Below are 17,559 nucleotides of genomic sequence, written 5' to 3' on the forward strand. Positions count from 1 at the left end.
CTATGTTATTCTAATTTATTTGCTGAGAATTTAAAAATATTGAATCTATATAAAGCATGTCGTTTAATATTTTCTATTGGAATAAACCCTATTTTTCTACTATCAACACTATCTATTCTGTTGTCTCCTAAAACCAAAACATATTTTTGAGAAACTTTAACCTTCATTGTTGAATATGTCTTAATATCCTTATTTTTATTTTAACAATTTATTAATTTGATTTTTGATTCTAATACCATTTCATGGTATTAATTATCAAAACTCTCACTATATATTTTCTAGAATTGGTTAAATTAAAAATATATCTATATATAAACTAAAATTCTATAAACAAAATTTTATAAAGGAGATATTTATAATGGTATGGAAAAAAGGTAGAATTAAATTTGATGATGGTTCTGAATATCCTGCTGAATTATTAGTTAAGTCAAATGGTCAAGTATGGAATGCAAAAATTTATAAAGATAATGGAGTAGTAGAAGAAGTAGACGTAGAAAATTTCGCAAAAAAACTAGATAAAACTGTTGATGAAGTATATCCCTACACTTATGAATTAGATGACTAATAGTAAGATATAATATCAATGATTGTATAAAATGACCTAGAATCTATTATTTTCTAGGTCATTTTGTAAATAAAAATGTTAATTTAGGATATACTAACATTGAAAGAAGGTTAATAATTACTATTCACTAAAAAATTATCTCACTTCAATTTTATCTTTAAATTTTGCAACGGTCTTTTCTCCAATTCTATTTATCTTTGTTAACTCATTAATTGATGAAAAACCTCCATTTTGTTCTCTGTAATCTATTATTTTCTGAGCTGTTACATCCCCTACTCCTGATAAAGTTTTTAATTCTTCCTTAGTAGCAATATTTATATTAATTTTTCCTTTTTCTTGGCTTCCTGCTGTAGAATGTACCCTATTTAATGTATTAGGTATTTTAGAATTTTTCATTTCATCTTTGCTGTATATAACAATACAATCTTCATCATTTAGTTTCATCGAACCATTTACACTATATGTATCAGCATTTGGAGTATATCCCCCAGCTTTTTGAATTAACTCATAAACTCTACTTCCAAACTTCATTTCATATACATTTGGTTTTCTAACCTGTCCTTTAATTTCCACAATGATTGTCTTGTAATCATTTGAATCAGCTTTGGATGAATTATTATCTGAATCTCTTGAATTATTCACAATTACTTCTCCACTTTTATTTCCTATACTCTGCTTTTTAAAAACATTATCACTATTATATGCTTTAGGCTTAGATGAAAAATACCCAACCACTAAAAAGATTAAACATCCAACTACCATTACTATAGAACCGATTAACTTTTCTTTCTTATCCATTTCTAATCCTCCAATAGTTATATCTCATTACCTAAATTATTGACACTTCTCTAGTAATTAATAACTATTGTATATATTTATTTGTCCTTTTATTGACAAACTTTGCACTGTTTTTAATATTCTGATATACTATTCTTATAAAACCTAGGAGGTAACCAATGCGTAAAATATTCATATTCTTACTAACATTTATATTATTCATCTCACTAATATCACATAATACAAAAGCAAAAAGCTCACCCCCTAAAGTATCTGCCGATGGTGTAGTTTTAATGGATGCAACTACAGGTGATATTTTGTATTCTAAAAATAAGGATTCTAAATATCCACCAGCTTCCACTACTAAAATCATGACCGCACTTTTAGCACTTGAAAACTGTAAGTTAGATGATGTTGTAACAGTAGGTAAAAAACCTCCTTTTGCCGATGGAAGTAAAATATGTATATTGAAAGATGAAAAATTAACGGTAAAAGATTTACTATATGGACTGCTTTTACAATCAGCTAATGATTGTGCAGAAGCTCTAGCAGAACACATTTCTGGTTCAACAGAAGAATTTGCAAAACTAATGAATAAACGAGCAGCAGAACTTGGATGTAAAAATACTAACTTTGTTAATCCCCATGGATTATACGATGATAATCATAGAACTAGCGCTTTAGATTTAGCTTTAATTCTAAAAGAACTAACTAAATACCCTGAATATAAAGAAATATCCACTACTTCAATGTACTACATAGAACCAACAGCTAAAAGTAAAGAAAAACGTCCTCTTTGGAATAAAAATAAATTAATTCAAAAAAACTCTAAATATTATTACGAAGGATGTGAAGGTGGAAAAACTGGTTATACTATTCAATCTAAACATTCTTACGTAGCTATAGCTTCAAGAAATGGGCAAAGACTTATAGCCATACTGCTTCATGACTCTGAACGTACCTATTGGTCAGACGTTAGAAAATTATTTGACTATGGTTTTGATAACTTTACTTTAGAATCTTTTTACTTAGAGGGAGATTCTTTAGGCGACTATACTTTAAATGAAAATACCAAAATACCACTTTTATGTGCAGAAAATTTTTATTATGTAAAAGGTAATACTTCTACAGAAGTTCCTCAGTTTAAAATAAATAATAAAGATTTAAATAAAGAATCCTTTAAAAGAGGTGACAATATTTTAACAGCTGCTGTAACATATAATAATGAAGCTATTGGTACTTTAAAAATAGCTAGTGGAGTGAATTATTCACCTAAAAGTTTCTTAATGCCTTTAGGAAATAACTATGATGACAAATTCCTAAATATATTAAAAATATCAGGATATGTTGTTTCAGTATTATTAGCAATTGTATTTATCTTAAGAATAAGAAAAAAAATAAGAGATAGAAAAAGAAGAAAAAATAGAAAAGAAAATACACTTTATATGTATAATTCTAAAACTAGAAGCAAATAAATCAAGGTCAGATTACAATAATTATTTCATGTAATCTGACCTTTTGTTCTTTTATACAAGTTTATTTTAGCTTACTTAGAAGTTTATTCATATCTTCTGGTAAATCACATTCTAACTTTAGTATCTCTTCAGTTCTAGGGTGAATAATTTGCAATCTGCATGCATGCAAAGCTTGTCTTTCTATGTATTCATCCTCTTTATTTCCATATAGTGTATCTCCATATATAGGATTTCCCATACTATTCAAGTGAACTCTTATTTGATGAGTACGTCCAGTTTCAAGAATAAGCTTTATCAAATCAGCATCTTTAAATCTCTTTACAACTTCAAAATGAGTTATACTTCTCTGACCTCTTTCGTCAATAATTCGCTTTAAGCTACCATCATCAACTTTGTATATTGGCTTATCTATAACACCATTTTTTTTAGAAAGGTTTCCATGAACTATAGCCAAATAAGTTTTTTGGAACTCCTCTCTATTCATATCTCTTGCCAAAGACATATGGCTAAAAGCATTTTTAGCAACAAGAATAAGCCCAGATGTATCCCTATCAAGTCTGCTTACCAACCTAACTATACACCTTTCACCATTCTCTTTAAAATGATATAAAAGTCCATTAGTCAAGGTTCCACAAGCATAATTCTTTGTTGGATGAACAATCATTCCATATGGTTTATTAACAACTATGATATCTTGATCTTCATAGATTATATCTAACTCCATTTTTTCTGGAATAATATCCTGTTCCTCTTCTTTTTCAATTTGTACTTCTATTACATCTCCACTTTTCAATTTTGAGAATAATGTTGCTCTATTATTGTTTACTTTAACTCCTCCGTCTCTAACAACCTTTTGAGTAAATCTACTGGAAAATCTTACTACACTTCTAAGATATTCATTAAGCTTTAACCCCTGTTCTTCTTCTCTAACTTTAAATATTAATCCAGGGTCTTTACTATTCAACTATTGCAGTAACCTCAATTTCTAAGAATGCATCCTTTGGAAGTTTTCCTACTTGGAAGCAAGATCTTGCAGGTTGTTCTGAGCTAAAGTATTTTGCATATACTTCATTTACCTTACCAAAATCGTTTATATCTCTTAATAATACAGTAGTTTTTATAACGTTTTCAAATTTAGTTCCTGCTTCTTCTAAAATAGCTTTTAAATTTTGCATTACTTGTTCTGCTGCATTTTCTATATTATCAGTAACTAATTCACCTGTTTGTGGATTTAGTGGAATTTGACCTGAAGTAAATAATAAATTTCCTACCTTAACAGCTTGTGAATATGGTCCTATTGCTGATGGTGCATTTGATGTGTTTATAATTTGTTTTTCCATTTTTAGTCCTCCTAATTTTAATGTTTTTTATTGGCATAATCTTCGCCTAACATAACTATTATATCAAACTTTCCATAATTGTCACTAATTTTTTCAACTTTTTTTACCTCAAATTCTTCTTTTATGTAATTAATTTGTTTATTACTAAATCCTTCTAATTGAATTTTTGTAGTATTGCTAGCCTTCCCATTTCCAATAGAAATATTTTTATATCCCTTTTGCCCTAACTGCTTTCTGAAATGAGCAGCTAATCCTGTTTTCTTAGTACAATTCAAAACTTTTATTTTTATAGCACTTTTATCAAAATTACCACTCATTTTAACTACTCTTTCCTCATGAAGTTCTCTTAGAATTTCTTTATTCAAACTTTTATCATAAAGAAAGTAAGAAATACCATTAATATATTGTGAATCTCCTTTTAAAGTTTGCAGTTCAACTTCATCTGCTATAATAAGTTCATAACCATATTTTATTATTTCATCTGCTGACATATTTGTTTCACAATATTTAGGAAGAGTCATTAAAATACCAGGTATCCTTGGTATTATTTTAGGACTTTTTAGATTTTCTACAACTTTTTCTATAAATAAATGTTGATTTTCAATTCGCCCAAGATCTCCTTCTGATAAACCAGTACCATTATTGTTTTTTCTCCATCTAAAAAATTGTTCAGCTTTTTCTCCATCCAAATGTACTGTTTCTCCCTTTTTAAAGTGAATATGTAAATTTTGAGAATAATCATCATAGTTCATTGTTCTGCTTATTTTCATGTCAACTCCGCCAATGGAATCTATAATTTTTCTAAAACCTTCATAGTTTACTTTTCCATAATAATCAATTTTTATATCAAGCAGTTTTTCTACTGCATCTATAGCATAAGACACTCCCCCTATAGCATGAGCAGCATTGATTTTAGCATCCTTCTTATTTATTCTTATTAAAGTATCTCTGGGAATAGATACCACATTTACTAATTTTTCAGCAGAATTGTAGTGAATAAGCATCATTGTATCAGTACGCTTAGGATCATTCTGTTTTTTAGAAGTTGGGTCTCCTACATCTACTCCTAAAGCTAGTACGTTTATAGAATCATCTATTTTTTCTTCTCTATTTTTTTCCTTTATACTACCTTTATTATTTATTATGTGATCTTTAAGCTCTGCATTTTCACTTAACTTTGAAAGGGTATCATATAAATATGTACCCCCTACTACTGCTATACATAAAGTTAAAGTTATAAAGACTAATATAATTTTTAGCACTCCACGTTTCCTTTTTTTGCTCATAACTCCTCCATATGTTTTAAACATAACATATAATTTCTTGCTTCAATTGTATCACTATGCAAAAGTTGACCATTTTTAATTATATATTTTATTGTATTATTAAATGTTACAATTAGAGCTTCATCTATATCTTCATATGTTAATTTTCTTACTTCTTCAACTCCTGGAAAGTTTCTTAAAGGTTCAATATAATCTGCCATGTAAATTATTTTTTCAAGAAGACTCATATTTTTTCTTCCAGTAGTATGATAGGCTATAGCATTTAATATACTTTCATCATGAATTCCCATAATATTTTTAGAAATGTAGGCACCTACAACTCCATGTAGTAAACTTGGAGATTTTATGCATACATCATTTATATTATACCCATATTTTTCTGCAATATTTAACATTTCTTGATTTTTTATATTTTTAGCACAATCATGAGCAAGTCCTGCTATTCTTGCTTTTTCAATATCCACTCCATAAATTTCAGCTAACTTTACTGCTGTATCCCTAACACTTAAACTGTGTTTAAATCTTCTCTCCTTTAAATTTTCCTTTAAATATTCAATAATTTGTTCTTCAGACCACATGTATGAGACTCCCCCTTGGTTCTTTTGTATTATCTGTATAATTTCATATCAGTTAACAAATAGTTTAATTTTTCTGGAATTAGATAACTTACATTTTCACCTTTTTTGATTTTTTCTCTTATTTGAGTAGATGAAATTTCTAAAATCGGTATGTCTAAAAATATTATTTCTTTATTATACTTTTTTTCTATACTATTTTTTTGCCTAATTATATCTTCTTTGGTATATCCAGGTCTATTAAAGACTACAAACTTGCAATAATCAAGAATTTCTTTCACATTCTTCCAAGAATCTATTTCCATCAAACAATCTACACCTGTTATAAAGTACCATTGGATTTGCGACTGTAGTAATTTAAAGTGCTTCAATGTTTCATATGTATAGCTTAAATTTTTCTTTTTTATTTCATAATCACTAACCTCAAATTTTTTTTCCTTTTCTATAGTTTTTTTAACTAATTGAAATCTTACCTCTGCATCAGTCACTCCTTTGTTAGTCTTATGTGGAGGATTTCCAGCTGGAATAAATATAACTTTCTCCAAACCTAATCTATATAGAGCTTCATATGCTATATGTAGATGTCCGTTATGAATTGGATCAAAAGTTCCTCCGAATATTCCATTTTTATTCATATCTTATCATTCCTCTTCTAGCAGTATATTTAGTACTTTCTATCATAAAAAGTATAACATAAAAAAATAAAAATTAAAGACAAGAAGTTTCCTATTAGAAACCCCTTGCCTAATTCACTTATATAATTTTATTAAAAAAAATCAGATGTATCACCAGAAATCAAAATTTCAACTTCCACATTTACAATTAAGTCGGTTACCTTGATAGCATCATCAATCTTTTCTTTTGGATATTTTCTATAAAATTCTTCTTGTATATCGAAAACATCTATTCCTTCTTCTTTGTATTTATTAAAAATAGTTTCACATGCATTCTTAATATTAGCTTCTGTTGTCATTTTTAATGCTCTTAAACTATTATCTCTTATTATAAACTTTTCCTGCACCTCACCTAAACTTGTCTTGACTTTAATATTCTTAATTAACTTTATTTTATTTTCATCATATTTTATATCAGTTTTAGTGTTACTGTCTAAAATTTCTAAGGTTGTGAATTTGCCTTTAGCCTGAGGATTTTTAGGCTCTAACGTCCCTGATTTTACACTATCCATCAAAAAATTAAACCCTTGACCTTCTTCTTTTTTAATAACGCCAACCATCTTATCTTCCTTTATAATAGCTCCTCCAGATATAGTAAGCTTATTACCCATATCAGTTTTTAATTCTATAACAGGAACTACATTAGTCTTATCTCCAATTAATCTTTGATTTAGATATTTATGTAAAGATAGTTCTATGGCTCTAGAAGATGTTCTAACATTCTTTATAAGTTGCACAATATATACACCTAAATAGTTCTCCTCATCTAATTGTGTTTGCATAAGTATATCACAATTTCCATCATAAACTGAAATAAGAGGTCTAATAATTAATTCTTGATCTCTATCAAAAAAGTCTATAAAATTATCCAGACCATATTCAGCAGCTTTAGCACTAAATATTATTATCTTATTTTGAGTATAATTTAGCTTATAACTAGATCTTAAACTTATATTTCTTATAGCCTCAAAGCATGTTTTACCAGTACCTTTGAAAATTATTTTTTCCTCTTTTCCACCACCTTTTGCTGGACCAGTCTTTCCTTTAAAAGCCTCACAATATACTATTGGATTGTTTTCTTTATCTATATCTATAATTATTCCAGTTACAAATAATATCTTATTGATATCCCTATAGCTAAAACACCCTGACATAAATATACAGTTGATAATAATACTTATTAAAATCAATGTTATTTTTCTCATGAATTTTCATCCTTATCAAATATAGTCTTAGATATTTTATTGAGATTGCTTCTTATAAATATATCTCTATATTTATAAACCTGTAATGTTCCCAGAGGAAACAAATATGGATATCCACAAGTTTCCAATGAAGCTAGATGGGTTATAAGCAAAAAGCATCCCATATATAATCCCGGAAGACCAAGTAATGCTGAAAAGATTATTATAATCATGTTCCATATCACAACAGCTTTATAAAGGTCGGGAACTAAAAAAGTAGATATTGAAGCTACTGCTACAATTACAATAGTACTTTCTGAAGCCAATCCTGCTCCAACTGCGGCCTCACCTAATATAAGAGCTCCTACAATACTCATAGCCTGTCCTGTAGGTTGTGGTAACCTTATACCTGCTTCTCTCAACAATTGAAAAAATACCATCATAATTATTACTTCAACTATAGTGGGAAATGGAACACCTGCTCTTGAATTTGCTAATTTAACTACAAAAATTGCAGGAATAAGAGAAAAATGGTATGTACTTAAAGCCACATATAATCCAGGCAGTATAATAGCTATAATAAAAGAAAGCCACCTCTGAATTCTTGATACATTTGTAAAATACTTGTTTAAATAATAATCATCTGCTGCTTGTAAATTTTCTATGAAAAAGAAAGGTACTGTAATAACAGAAGAAGTTCCATCTACCATAACCACTACTTTACCCTCAAATAGCTTAGAAGCCGCAATATCTGGTTTTTCCGTATACCCAACAGTATCAAAAACTGTATGTTTATTTTTTAATTCTTCTTCAATATAATTTATATCTATTATAAAATCTGCATTTATATTTTTAATTTTATTCTTTATATATTGTATTAAACTTTCAGGCGCTGCTCCCTTTAAATAACAAAGAACTACTATAGTATTTGATGTATTTCCTAAATTCATGCTTTCAAACTTCAAGTTTTGATTTTTAATTTTTCTTCTGATAAGCGCAATATTATCAACAATAACCTCCGTAAAACCCTCTCTAGGCCCTTTAAGTACAGACTCTGTAGGTGGAACACCAACTGTTCTTTTGACAAAACCTTTAGCTTCACAATAAAGAATAGTCTTTCCGAAATTAAATACTAATACTACATCTCCAGATAAAATATGATTTATTGCATCTTCTTCTGTAGTAACTTTTCCTACATTATTAGCATATAATACTTCTTTTTTTATGCTTTCAATATCCTCGATTTTATCATTTTTTATCAAAGGTTCTATTATATATTCACTTATAAATTTTGAGTCACACAAGTTATCAATATATATTGCATGTGCTAATCCCTTTAAACATTTAATTTCTCTATACTTAACATCAAAGCTATCCCTCAATTTTTCCTTTATATTTTCAACATATTGTTCATTCATGAAATCATCACCTTATACTTTTCTTTATTGAACCTTATTTTTTGTAATACGTAAGGATATTATTCATTTTTATGGTAAATAATATTATAATAGTTATTATTCTTATTTCCTTAAAATGATTAATTTTCATTTAATGCATTTATTTTTAAAAAGGTGGGAATTAAATGAGTAAATTGAATTGTAGACATTTTATATTTATAATTCTTGGAACAACCATAGTTGGATTAAAGACCTATCCAAATTTGATTATTCAACATGCAGTAAGAGATTCTTGGATAGCTGTATCAATAGCTTCTGTATTAATCTTTTTATTTACTATTTATATATTGTGGATTTGTAAAAAAACTAATACATATAATCTTTCTGAAATATACAATTCAGCTTTAGGAAAAATTCTAGGTCCTATTTGCTTATTTTTTTTTATTTTAACCTTATTTTTAACTTTAATTGAAAGTTCCTCAATTGAATCTAATGCATTACGTGAAAATCTGCTTTTAGATACCCCTTCTTGGTATATTCTTTTATTTTTTATACTTATAGCAATATATTCTATAAATAAAGGATTACGAGCTCTACTTATGATAACCATTTTTGCAATTATAACCATAATGTTTGCAGGTATAAATCTAGGAATTATGACAACAAAATATAAACAAAGTAAGTATCTTTTTCCTATTTTGGAGAATGGATTGGATTTAAATTTCTGGATTGGCACATTAAAATCTTTAGGGTGTTACAGCAGTATTGCTATATTCTTGCCTTTTTTAGTAGATATAAATAAAAAAGAAAGACATAAATTAATAAAGAACAGTATTATAGCCTTAATAATAGTTATTCAAATGCAGATAATATCCATGACAGGAATAATAACCACTTTTGGACCTAAACGAGCACTTTCTATATGGTATCCAAAACTAATTCAAACTCAATTAGTAAGTTATTTTGGTTTTTTAGAAAGTGGAGAATTTTTTGTAATGCTACAGATGGTAGGTGGATGGTTTATAAAATATATTTTAACTTTCTATGCATTCTTGAATCTTCTAAAAGAATTCAATATAAGTAATGAATATAATATATACATTTCTTCCAGTGCTGTTTTATTATCATCTTTTTTTATATCTAGAAATATATTTACACTTTATAAATTTTTAGATTATTATATTTACATTTCTCTAATAAATTTTATAGCAGTTCCTTTAATTATTTTTACTATATTTCTAATAAAATATAAACTTAATAGTTCTTCTAAAAATAATTAAATTTTAATAATAAAAAATAGGAAGGTTATAAAAAAACCTCCCTACTTTTTATTTATTTGGTAATTCTATTTTAGGTTCCTTCGCTCTTTTATAAAGAACAACAATGCTTCCTATTGCCTGAACTCCTTCACATCTTATCTCTTCACATATAATATCTGAAGCCTCTCTTGCTGTAAGTGCACTATTATTAAGCACCTTTAATTTAATAAGTTCCCTTTTTTTTAATGCATCTTGTACTTGTTTTAAAAAAGTTTCTTCAATTCCATTTTTACCAACTTGAAAAATAGGTTGAATTGTGTTTGCTAAGCTTCTTAAATAAGCTCTTTGTTTACTACTTATCATGTCTTTCCTCCTATAATAAGAACTCAAATTCAAAATCATTAAGTCTTACAATGTCTCCATCTTGAATTCCAAGCTCTTTTAGTTCATCCATAATGCCTTTGTTTTTTAAAACCTTGTGGAAGTATCTTAAAGAATCTGGATCATATACATTTACACTTTGAAGAAGTCTATCTACAAAGCTACCTTCAATAGAATATACATTATCTTTAACAGTTATCTCATAAGTAAAGCGTTTCTCTTCTTCTACATACATGTCAGCTTCATTTATTTCTAAATCTTTTACAGGTATTGTACTTAACATTCTGGCTGCTTCTTTGATAAGATCATCTACCCCTTCTCTTGTTGCAGCTGAAATTTTGAATACATGTTTATATCCCATTTTGTTAACTTCTTCCTTAAATTTTTCAAAAACTTCCTCATCATATAGCATATCACTCTTATTTGCAGCAACAATTTGAGGTCTATCCCAAAGTTTTACACTATAGTTCTTAAGTTCTTCATTTATCTTTATAAAATCTTCAACAGCATCTCTGCCTTCAATTCCTGATATATCTACAACATGTATTAAAAGTCTAGTTCTCTCTATATGTCTTAAAAAATCAAGTCCAAGTCCAACTCCTTCTGCAGCTCCTTCAATTATACCTGGTATATCTGCCATAACAAAAGCAGGTGTACCCTCTGGTTTTACAACTCCTAAATTAGGCTTTAAAGTTGTAAAATGATAATTAGCTATTTTAGGTTTTGCCTTTGATACCATAGACAATAATGTAGATTTACCTACATTAGGAAATCCTAACAACCCTACATCAGCTAACAATTTAAGTTCTAATGAAATCCATCTTTCTTCTCCCGGCATTCCTGGTTCTGCAAAGCTAGGTGCCTGTCTCGTTGAAGTTGCAAAATTATAATTTCCTTTACCTCCTTTACCGCCTCTACAAACTATACAAGTATCTCCATCATGAGCTAAATCAGCCATTATCTTATTACTTTCCACATCTTTAATTGTAGTTCCCATAGGTACTTTTATAATTAGTTCTTCACCTTTTTTCCCAAAGCATTTAGACCCAGTACCATCTTTCCCATTTTCAGCAGAGTATTTTTTACTATATGTAAAATCAAGTAAAGTGGTTAAATTTCTATCAGCTTGTAGAATTACATTACCACCATTACCACCGTCTCCACCATCTGGTCCTCCTAATGGAACATATTTTTCTCTTCTAAAAGAAACACATCCGTTACCGCCGTTTCCTGACTTTACAAATATTTTGGCTGTATCTATAAACATTTTCATCACCCTACCTTAGTTTATTTATTCTTGTCCTTTATCTATATAAAAGTTAATCTGTAACCATAATCTCTGCCATAGGCATATTTATATACTTTTATATCTTTAATATCTGAATTAATTTGCTGCCATTCTTCCATCCATTCTAATTCATCTGCCAAAGATTCTCTATTCGCTATAAGTACACTTTGCCCTAATTCATCCTCAAATATATATATATAAACAAAATTAAATTTGTAATTTTCTAATTCATTAAATATATTATTTACCAAATTCTTTTTTTTATTGTACTCTTTTTGAAATACTATTTTTAAAAAACAATCTATTTCTATGTGCAAATCAATTTTAATTCCCTGGTTCCATAATTTTTTTAAATTTTCTTCTATTAAAAATCCAAAATATTTATCACCTAAAGTATATAATCTACTTATATAACTATTCTTTTTAATCATTTCTTCTATGTATTGTTTAGCTTTTTCATTTTTTTTCAATTGTAAATACCCATAAATAACCTGTATCTCATTCATAAAGTCATGTCTTTCTTTTCTTAAACAATCTATAATGTTACTAGCTTCCTCCATTATAATCCTCCATTAATGAGTTTTAAAAAAGCACCCTATTGGGTGCCTTTAACTATTCAGCTATTTGTTCTAATTCTACAGGATAAACGCTTGCTTGCTTCTTGCTTCTTCCAACTCTTTCGTATTTTACTATACCGTCAACTTTAGCAAAAAGTGTATCATCTCCACCTCTGCCAACGTTATTTCCTGGGTGAATTCTTGTTCCTCTTTGTCTTACTAAGATATTTCCTGCAAGAACAAATTGACCGTCTCCACATTTAGTTCCAAGTCTTTTAGATTCAGAATCTCTACCGTTCTTAGATGCACCTTGACCTTTTTTGTGGGCAAATAATTGAAGGTTCATTAATAACATACTTTACACCTCCTCTACTTTCACATTTATATAGTCACCATAAGATAATTCCATACTTTTGAGTCCAAGCAACATAGCTTGAAGTAAAACCTGACATTTTTCAATGTCTTCTACAGGACTTTCTTCCAAACTTAAGCTTAAAAACCCATCTTCAATGCAATAATCCATACTAATTTTTAGAACTTCTAGAATACCAATTAAAGTGGTTTGCGAAACTGCTGATATCGCACTGCATACTATATCTTTGTTATATTCGTCAAACCCTGAATGACCATCTATCTTAAAAGAAATTAAATTTTCATCCTTTTTCTTAAAAATAATGTTAGTCATAATTAAGCTTCTATTTTTTCTATTTGTAATTTAGTGTAAGGTTGTCTGTGTCCATTTTTCTTTCTTGAATCTTTCTTTGGCTTGTATTTAAACACGATAACTTTTTTAGCTTTTCCTTGTTTAAGTACTTTAGCAACAACCTTAGCTCCTTCAACTACAGGAGTTCCAATAACTAACTCTCCGTCTTTGCTTACAGCAATAACTTCGTTTAATTCAACGTTTGAATCCACTTCAGCATTTAGCTTTTCTACGAATAAAACGTCTCCTTCTTGAACTCTGTATTGTTTTCCACCAGTTTTAACTACAGCGTACATAACTACACCTCCTTATAAGAGTCTCGCCACCTTAGGTACACAAAATAACTTTTATGTTTACATGAAAACCTTATGTGTGCGGTTTACAAAAGCCATTTTATCATATAGGTTAATATTTGTAAAGCAAAAATCATCCATATCTCTTTAGTTTTTCAATTTTTTTTACTTGACTGCTAAATAATAGAGCTTCAACCTTAAAATGCTCTAAGTTTTCCATAAAATTCACATATACCTTTTTGTCTAAAGCATCTATTTCTTTAACAAATCCTAATACATCTCCTAATATATCTTTTTCATAAACCTCATCCACTTCAATATATATATCATTAATTTCATAAGCACTACTTATCTTGATAATCTCATTTTTTATCAAACTATTTAGATAGGAAAGCTTTATTCTTTTTCCTTTTCCTTTACATAAAGTACATTCTTCCTCTATATAATCATATATGGATTTCCCTCTTCTTTTTCTTGCTATTTGAACTAAATTAAGCTTTGTAAAAGGATAAATTACAGTTTTCTTTTTATCATCTTTGAATCCATCTTTTAATGCATGCATAATTTTCTTCTTATTTTCGTAGTTTTTTACATCTATAAAATCAATTACAATTATACCACTTAAATTTCTTATCATTATTTGTCTTGCAATTTCTTCTGCTGCTTCTACATTTGTAATTAAAACTGTTTTGTCAATAGAATTTTGCTTTGTATTTTTAGCTGAATTAACATCTATTACATACATTGCTTCGGTTTTTTCTATAACAATATTTCCTCCACTTTGAAGTACTACTTTACTATTTCTTAAAGACAAAATTTCTCTTTCAATATTATAATAGCTAAATAAATTTTGCTTTTCACAATATAATTCTACCTTTATGTGTAAATCAGATTTATTTTTTATAAACTCATTTATATAATCATAATCCTCTTTTGAATTTACTATCACTTTTTCTGTATTTTCACTTAAAATATCTATTAATATTCTTCCAAGACTTCCTCCTCCATCATATAATAGCTTTGGTTTTATAGAGTAGGTACCATCTCTAATAATTCTTTTATAAATTTCATATAATTCTTCTATTTCTTTATTTATATCCTCAATTTCAGCATTTAAAGCATTGGTTCTTATCATAATGCCTATATCATTTGGCTTCACTACATTATTTACTATATACTCCGTAAAATTATCATTATCTTCAATTTTTTTTGAAAAATTAATAGTATTATTATAGGTTACAATAACCACATATCTCCCTGGAATACTTATCTGACTAGTAACTTTAGGTCCTTTTTCTAAAATTGGTTCCTTCATAACTTCTAATATCACTTCATCACCAGTCTTTATATCCATATTTCCAAACTTTTCATGAAGATACATATAAGCGTTTTTTTTAAACCCTATATCTAAAAAAGCACATTTAATTCCTGGCACTATATTTTTAACTACTCCTTTGTATATCTCGCCTGGACATGGTTCTTTACTTTCTTCTTCTATAAAACATTCTTTAAGATTGTCATTTTCTCTAAGCGCAATTCTTAAAGTGTTTTTCTGTCTTTCTATAAAAACCTCTTCCAATGTAATCCACCTCATCTATTTTAATGTATCACCTAATATTTTTCTTCTATTTCATATCCTTCAATAAACATTCTTTTAATTATTTTCATCAAAGCTCTTGCATCTGGCAATGCTTCATGTCTATCAAGAGTAGGAATATTTAATATATTTAATGCTTTATCTAAAGTTAAACTTTGCTGTATATTATAAAATTTTTTAAATTCTATCGATAAATCCAAATAATCTTCTTTTAAAAATGGCATTCCTATACTATAACTTCTACATACAGTTCTTAAAATATCATATTCTGCTTTTCCCCAAGATATCCAAATTGTTTCTTTTGGAACATATAATTTTTTTAATTCTTTAAAAGCATTATCTAAATCCATACCGTTTTCAATTTCTTTTTCTAAAAACCGATCTGCATATATACTATGTATGTGCTTATTTTTAGACTTTATATAATGTCTTGGTTTAATAATACTTTCAAATTCTATAACTTCATCCTCATCTCTAAATACTGCTCCTATTTCAACGATTTCTTGAAAATATTTCTTAGCTTTATTTTTAATACGTCTTGTAGTTATAAACTCAAAATCTATAGCTAGTAAGCTATATGGAACAAATTTCATTTCCAAGTCGTTTATAAAATAAAAACTCATTAAGTATATACTCCCTCTAAAAGTGTTGCAAATTTTTCATATTACTAATTATACCCTATTTATAAATAAAGTAAAACTTTTCTTAAAAGAAGAAAATTTCTTCTAACTAATCACTTCATAAAAACTTGCTAAGTACTATATGTAACGGTTTATATGATTATAAAATATAATGTATTAATCGCATTGAATATAACTCATTCATTACACTAAATGGATCATTAATTATAGGAGGATTTGAATAATATGGATAATGTAGTATTAAGTTCGTATTTGAGGAATTTAGTTATTGGTATGGATACAAAGATTCCTTTAATAACTGGAGAATATGTTACTCCTATTAACTTTGATAATGCCGCTACTACTCCACCATTGTTTTCTGTTATGAGAGAAATTATGACTTTTTCTCCTTGGTACTCTTCCATTCATCGTGGGAAAGGATATAAATCAATATTGTCATCAAATTTATATGAAGAAGGTAGAAGAGTTATTAAAAAATTTGTAAATGCTGATAAATCCAAAGATATTGTTATCTATACCAAAAACACCACAGAATCTATTAATATACTTTCGTATATATTATGTGAAGAAGATAAAAAACAAATTGTTCTTTCTACCGATATGGAGCATCTTGCAAATGATTTACCTTGGAGAGATAAATTTACAGTTGATTATGTTAAAATTGATAAATGTGGAAAATTTTATATGAAAGATTTGGAGAACAAATTATTAAAATATGATGGGAAAGTAAAATTGGTTACTGTTACTGGAGCATCAAATGTAACAGGATATATAAACCCTATATATAAAATTGCAAAATTAGCACATAAATATGGAGCAAAAATTCTTGTTGATGGGGCACAACTAGTTCCTCATATGTCTGTTGATATGAAACCTTATGATTCACCAGAACATATAGATTATCTTGTGTTTTCTGCACATAAAATGTACGCTCCCTTTGGCACTGGAGTTCTTATAGGTCCTAAAGAAACTTTTGAAAAAACAGCACCTGTTTATAAAGGTGGTGGTGATGTAAGATTAGTTTCACATCAATTTATTGAATGGGATAGTCCTCCTTCAAAGGATGAAGCTGGAACTCCTAATATTATGGGTGTAGCTGCATTAACAGCAGCTATAAAAACACTATCTTCTATTGGAATGAATATTCTCCATGAATATGAATATAATTTAATTAATTATGCTATAAATCAATTAAAGAACATTCCTGATATAGAATTATATTATTATGATAAAAAAGATGATAATAGAGTAAGCCTCATATCTTTTAATATTAAAGGAATACATCATAATTTATTAGCTGTAATACTTTCTAATGAAGCTGGAATTGCTGTAAGAAATGGCCTTTTCTGTGCCCACCCTTATGTTGAAAAATTATTAAATTTAAGCAATAAGGATTTAGAGTACTATCATAATAACCATGATGTTCCTCTTCCTGGAATGGTTAGAATTAGCTTTGGTTTATATAATAATTATAACGAAATAGACTTATTAATAAAAATGCTTAATAAGATTGCACGAAATAAAAATTACTACAAATATAAATATAAAAATATATTATACTAAAACT

The 17,559-nt window shown here is 28.0% G+C and carries 21 protein-coding genes; 4 read left to right on the forward strand and 17 right to left on the reverse strand.

The window, feature by feature from the left end:
- Positions 1-5 precede the first annotated feature (5 nt).
- Entirely contained in the window at positions 6-185 is a 180-nt protein-coding gene (locus OXH55_RS14520) for a S26 family signal peptidase (protein WP_336296785.1), read from the reverse strand.
- A gap of 173 nt (positions 186-358) precedes the next feature.
- On the opposite strand from OXH55_RS14520, the gene OXH55_RS14525 reads away from it, so the two are divergent.
- On the forward strand, positions 359-565 hold the full coding sequence (locus OXH55_RS14525) for a hypothetical protein (RefSeq protein WP_268050747.1): 207 nt from the start codon (positions 359-361) through the stop codon (positions 563-565).
- A gap of 135 nt (positions 566-700) precedes the next feature.
- Here the strand turns inward: OXH55_RS14525 and OXH55_RS14530 are convergent, their stop codons facing one another.
- Positions 701-1,363, reverse strand: a complete 663-nt coding sequence (locus tag OXH55_RS14530) for a helix-hairpin-helix domain-containing protein (RefSeq protein WP_268050748.1) — start codon at positions 1,361-1,363, stop codon at positions 701-703.
- Between the two features lie 158 nt (positions 1,364-1,521).
- Between OXH55_RS14530 and OXH55_RS14535 the strand changes: the two genes are divergently transcribed.
- A complete protein-coding gene (locus OXH55_RS14535) occupies positions 1,522-2,817 on the forward strand; it encodes a D-alanyl-D-alanine carboxypeptidase family protein (protein WP_268050749.1) in 1,296 nt (431 codons plus the stop codon).
- A 61-nt stretch (positions 2,818-2,878) separates the two neighbouring features.
- Here the strand turns inward: OXH55_RS14535 and OXH55_RS14540 are convergent, their stop codons facing one another.
- The 7 genes from OXH55_RS14540 to OXH55_RS14570 form a co-directional block, all read right to left on the reverse strand.
- Complete coding sequence (locus OXH55_RS14540; protein WP_268050750.1) at positions 2,879-3,781, reverse strand: RluA family pseudouridine synthase; 903 nt, start codon at positions 3,779-3,781, stop codon at positions 2,879-2,881.
- Complete coding sequence (locus OXH55_RS14545; protein ID WP_268050751.1) at positions 3,774-4,157, reverse strand: RidA family protein; 384 nt, start codon at positions 4,155-4,157, stop codon at positions 3,774-3,776. Before OXH55_RS14545 ends, OXH55_RS14540 begins: the two co-directional genes overlap by 8 nt.
- 17 nt (positions 4,158-4,174) lie before the next feature.
- A complete protein-coding gene (locus OXH55_RS14550) occupies positions 4,175-5,443 on the reverse strand; it encodes an LCP family protein (protein WP_268050752.1) in 1,269 nt (422 codons plus the stop codon).
- Positions 5,440-6,021, reverse strand: coding sequence for a bis(5'-nucleosyl)-tetraphosphatase (symmetrical) YqeK (gene yqeK, locus OXH55_RS14555; protein ID WP_268050753.1), 582 nt, complete (start codon positions 6,019-6,021; stop codon positions 5,440-5,442). Before yqeK ends, OXH55_RS14550 begins: the two co-directional genes overlap by 4 nt.
- Positions 6,022-6,050: 29 nt before the next feature.
- The gene (nadD, locus tag OXH55_RS14560; protein WP_268050754.1) at positions 6,051-6,653 is read right to left on the reverse strand and encodes a nicotinate-nucleotide adenylyltransferase; all 603 of its coding nucleotides are present in this window, start codon (positions 6,651-6,653) and stop codon (positions 6,051-6,053) included.
- Between the two features lie 131 nt (positions 6,654-6,784).
- Positions 6,785-7,897: a Ger(x)C family spore germination protein gene (locus tag OXH55_RS14565; protein ID WP_268050755.1), complete on the reverse strand. Its 1,113-nt coding sequence runs from the start codon at positions 7,895-7,897 to the stop codon at positions 6,785-6,787.
- On the reverse strand, positions 7,894-9,294 hold the full coding sequence (locus tag OXH55_RS14570; RefSeq protein WP_268050756.1) for a spore germination protein: 1,401 nt from the start codon (positions 9,292-9,294) through the stop codon (positions 7,894-7,896). Before OXH55_RS14570 ends, OXH55_RS14565 begins: the two co-directional genes overlap by 4 nt.
- A 164-nt stretch (positions 9,295-9,458) precedes the next feature.
- Here OXH55_RS14570 and OXH55_RS14575 point away from each other — a divergent pair, with 164 nt between their 5' ends.
- Positions 9,459-10,553, forward strand: a complete 1,095-nt coding sequence (locus OXH55_RS14575; protein WP_268050757.1) for a GerAB/ArcD/ProY family transporter — start codon at positions 9,459-9,461, stop codon at positions 10,551-10,553.
- Between the two features lie 48 nt (positions 10,554-10,601).
- On the opposite strand, the gene yhbY is transcribed toward OXH55_RS14575, so the two are convergent.
- The 8 genes from yhbY to OXH55_RS14615 all read right to left on the reverse strand — a co-directional run bounded on the left by yhbY (position 10,602) and on the right by OXH55_RS14615 (position 15,944).
- Entirely contained in the window at positions 10,602-10,895 is a 294-nt protein-coding gene (gene yhbY / locus OXH55_RS14580; protein WP_268050758.1) for a ribosome assembly RNA-binding protein YhbY, read from the reverse strand.
- Between the two features lie 10 nt (positions 10,896-10,905).
- On the reverse strand, positions 10,906-12,180 hold the full coding sequence (gene obgE, locus OXH55_RS14585; protein ID WP_268050759.1) for a GTPase ObgE: 1,275 nt from the start codon (positions 12,178-12,180) through the stop codon (positions 10,906-10,908).
- Between the two features lie 41 nt (positions 12,181-12,221).
- Positions 12,222-12,761, reverse strand: a complete 540-nt coding sequence (locus tag OXH55_RS14590; protein WP_268050760.1) for a Spo0B domain-containing protein — start codon at positions 12,759-12,761, stop codon at positions 12,222-12,224.
- A gap of 52 nt (positions 12,762-12,813) precedes the next feature.
- Positions 12,814-13,113 (reverse strand): 50S ribosomal protein L27, encoded by a 300-nt coding sequence (gene rpmA, locus OXH55_RS14595; protein ID WP_268050761.1) that lies wholly within the window; start codon positions 13,111-13,113, stop codon positions 12,814-12,816.
- Positions 13,114-13,116: 3 nt separating this feature from the next.
- Positions 13,117-13,443, reverse strand: coding sequence for a ribosomal-processing cysteine protease Prp (locus OXH55_RS14600; protein ID WP_268050762.1), 327 nt, complete (start codon positions 13,441-13,443; stop codon positions 13,117-13,119).
- A gap of 2 nt (positions 13,444-13,445) precedes the next feature.
- Positions 13,446-13,757 carry a 50S ribosomal protein L21 gene (rplU, locus tag OXH55_RS14605; protein ID WP_268050763.1) on the reverse strand — a complete coding sequence of 104 codons (312 nt, stop codon included), beginning with the start codon at positions 13,755-13,757 and terminating at the stop codon, positions 13,446-13,448.
- A gap of 130 nt (positions 13,758-13,887) precedes the next feature.
- Positions 13,888-15,333, reverse strand: coding sequence for an Rne/Rng family ribonuclease (locus OXH55_RS14610; protein WP_268050852.1), 1,446 nt, complete (start codon positions 15,331-15,333; stop codon positions 13,888-13,890).
- A gap of 32 nt (positions 15,334-15,365) precedes the next feature.
- Positions 15,366-15,944, reverse strand: coding sequence for an exonuclease domain-containing protein (locus tag OXH55_RS14615; RefSeq protein ID WP_268050853.1), 579 nt, complete (start codon positions 15,942-15,944; stop codon positions 15,366-15,368).
- A 273-nt stretch (positions 15,945-16,217) separates the two neighbouring features.
- Between OXH55_RS14615 and OXH55_RS14620 the strand changes: the two genes are divergently transcribed.
- Positions 16,218-17,555, forward strand: a complete 1,338-nt coding sequence (locus OXH55_RS14620) for an aminotransferase class V-fold PLP-dependent enzyme (RefSeq protein WP_268050764.1) — start codon at positions 16,218-16,220, stop codon at positions 17,553-17,555.
- The last annotated feature ends 4 nt before the right edge of the window (positions 17,556-17,559 follow it).

Source organism: Clostridium ganghwense (assembly GCF_026735165.1).
Lineage (GTDB): Bacteria > Bacillota > Clostridia > Clostridiales > Clostridiaceae > Clostridium_H > Clostridium_H ganghwense.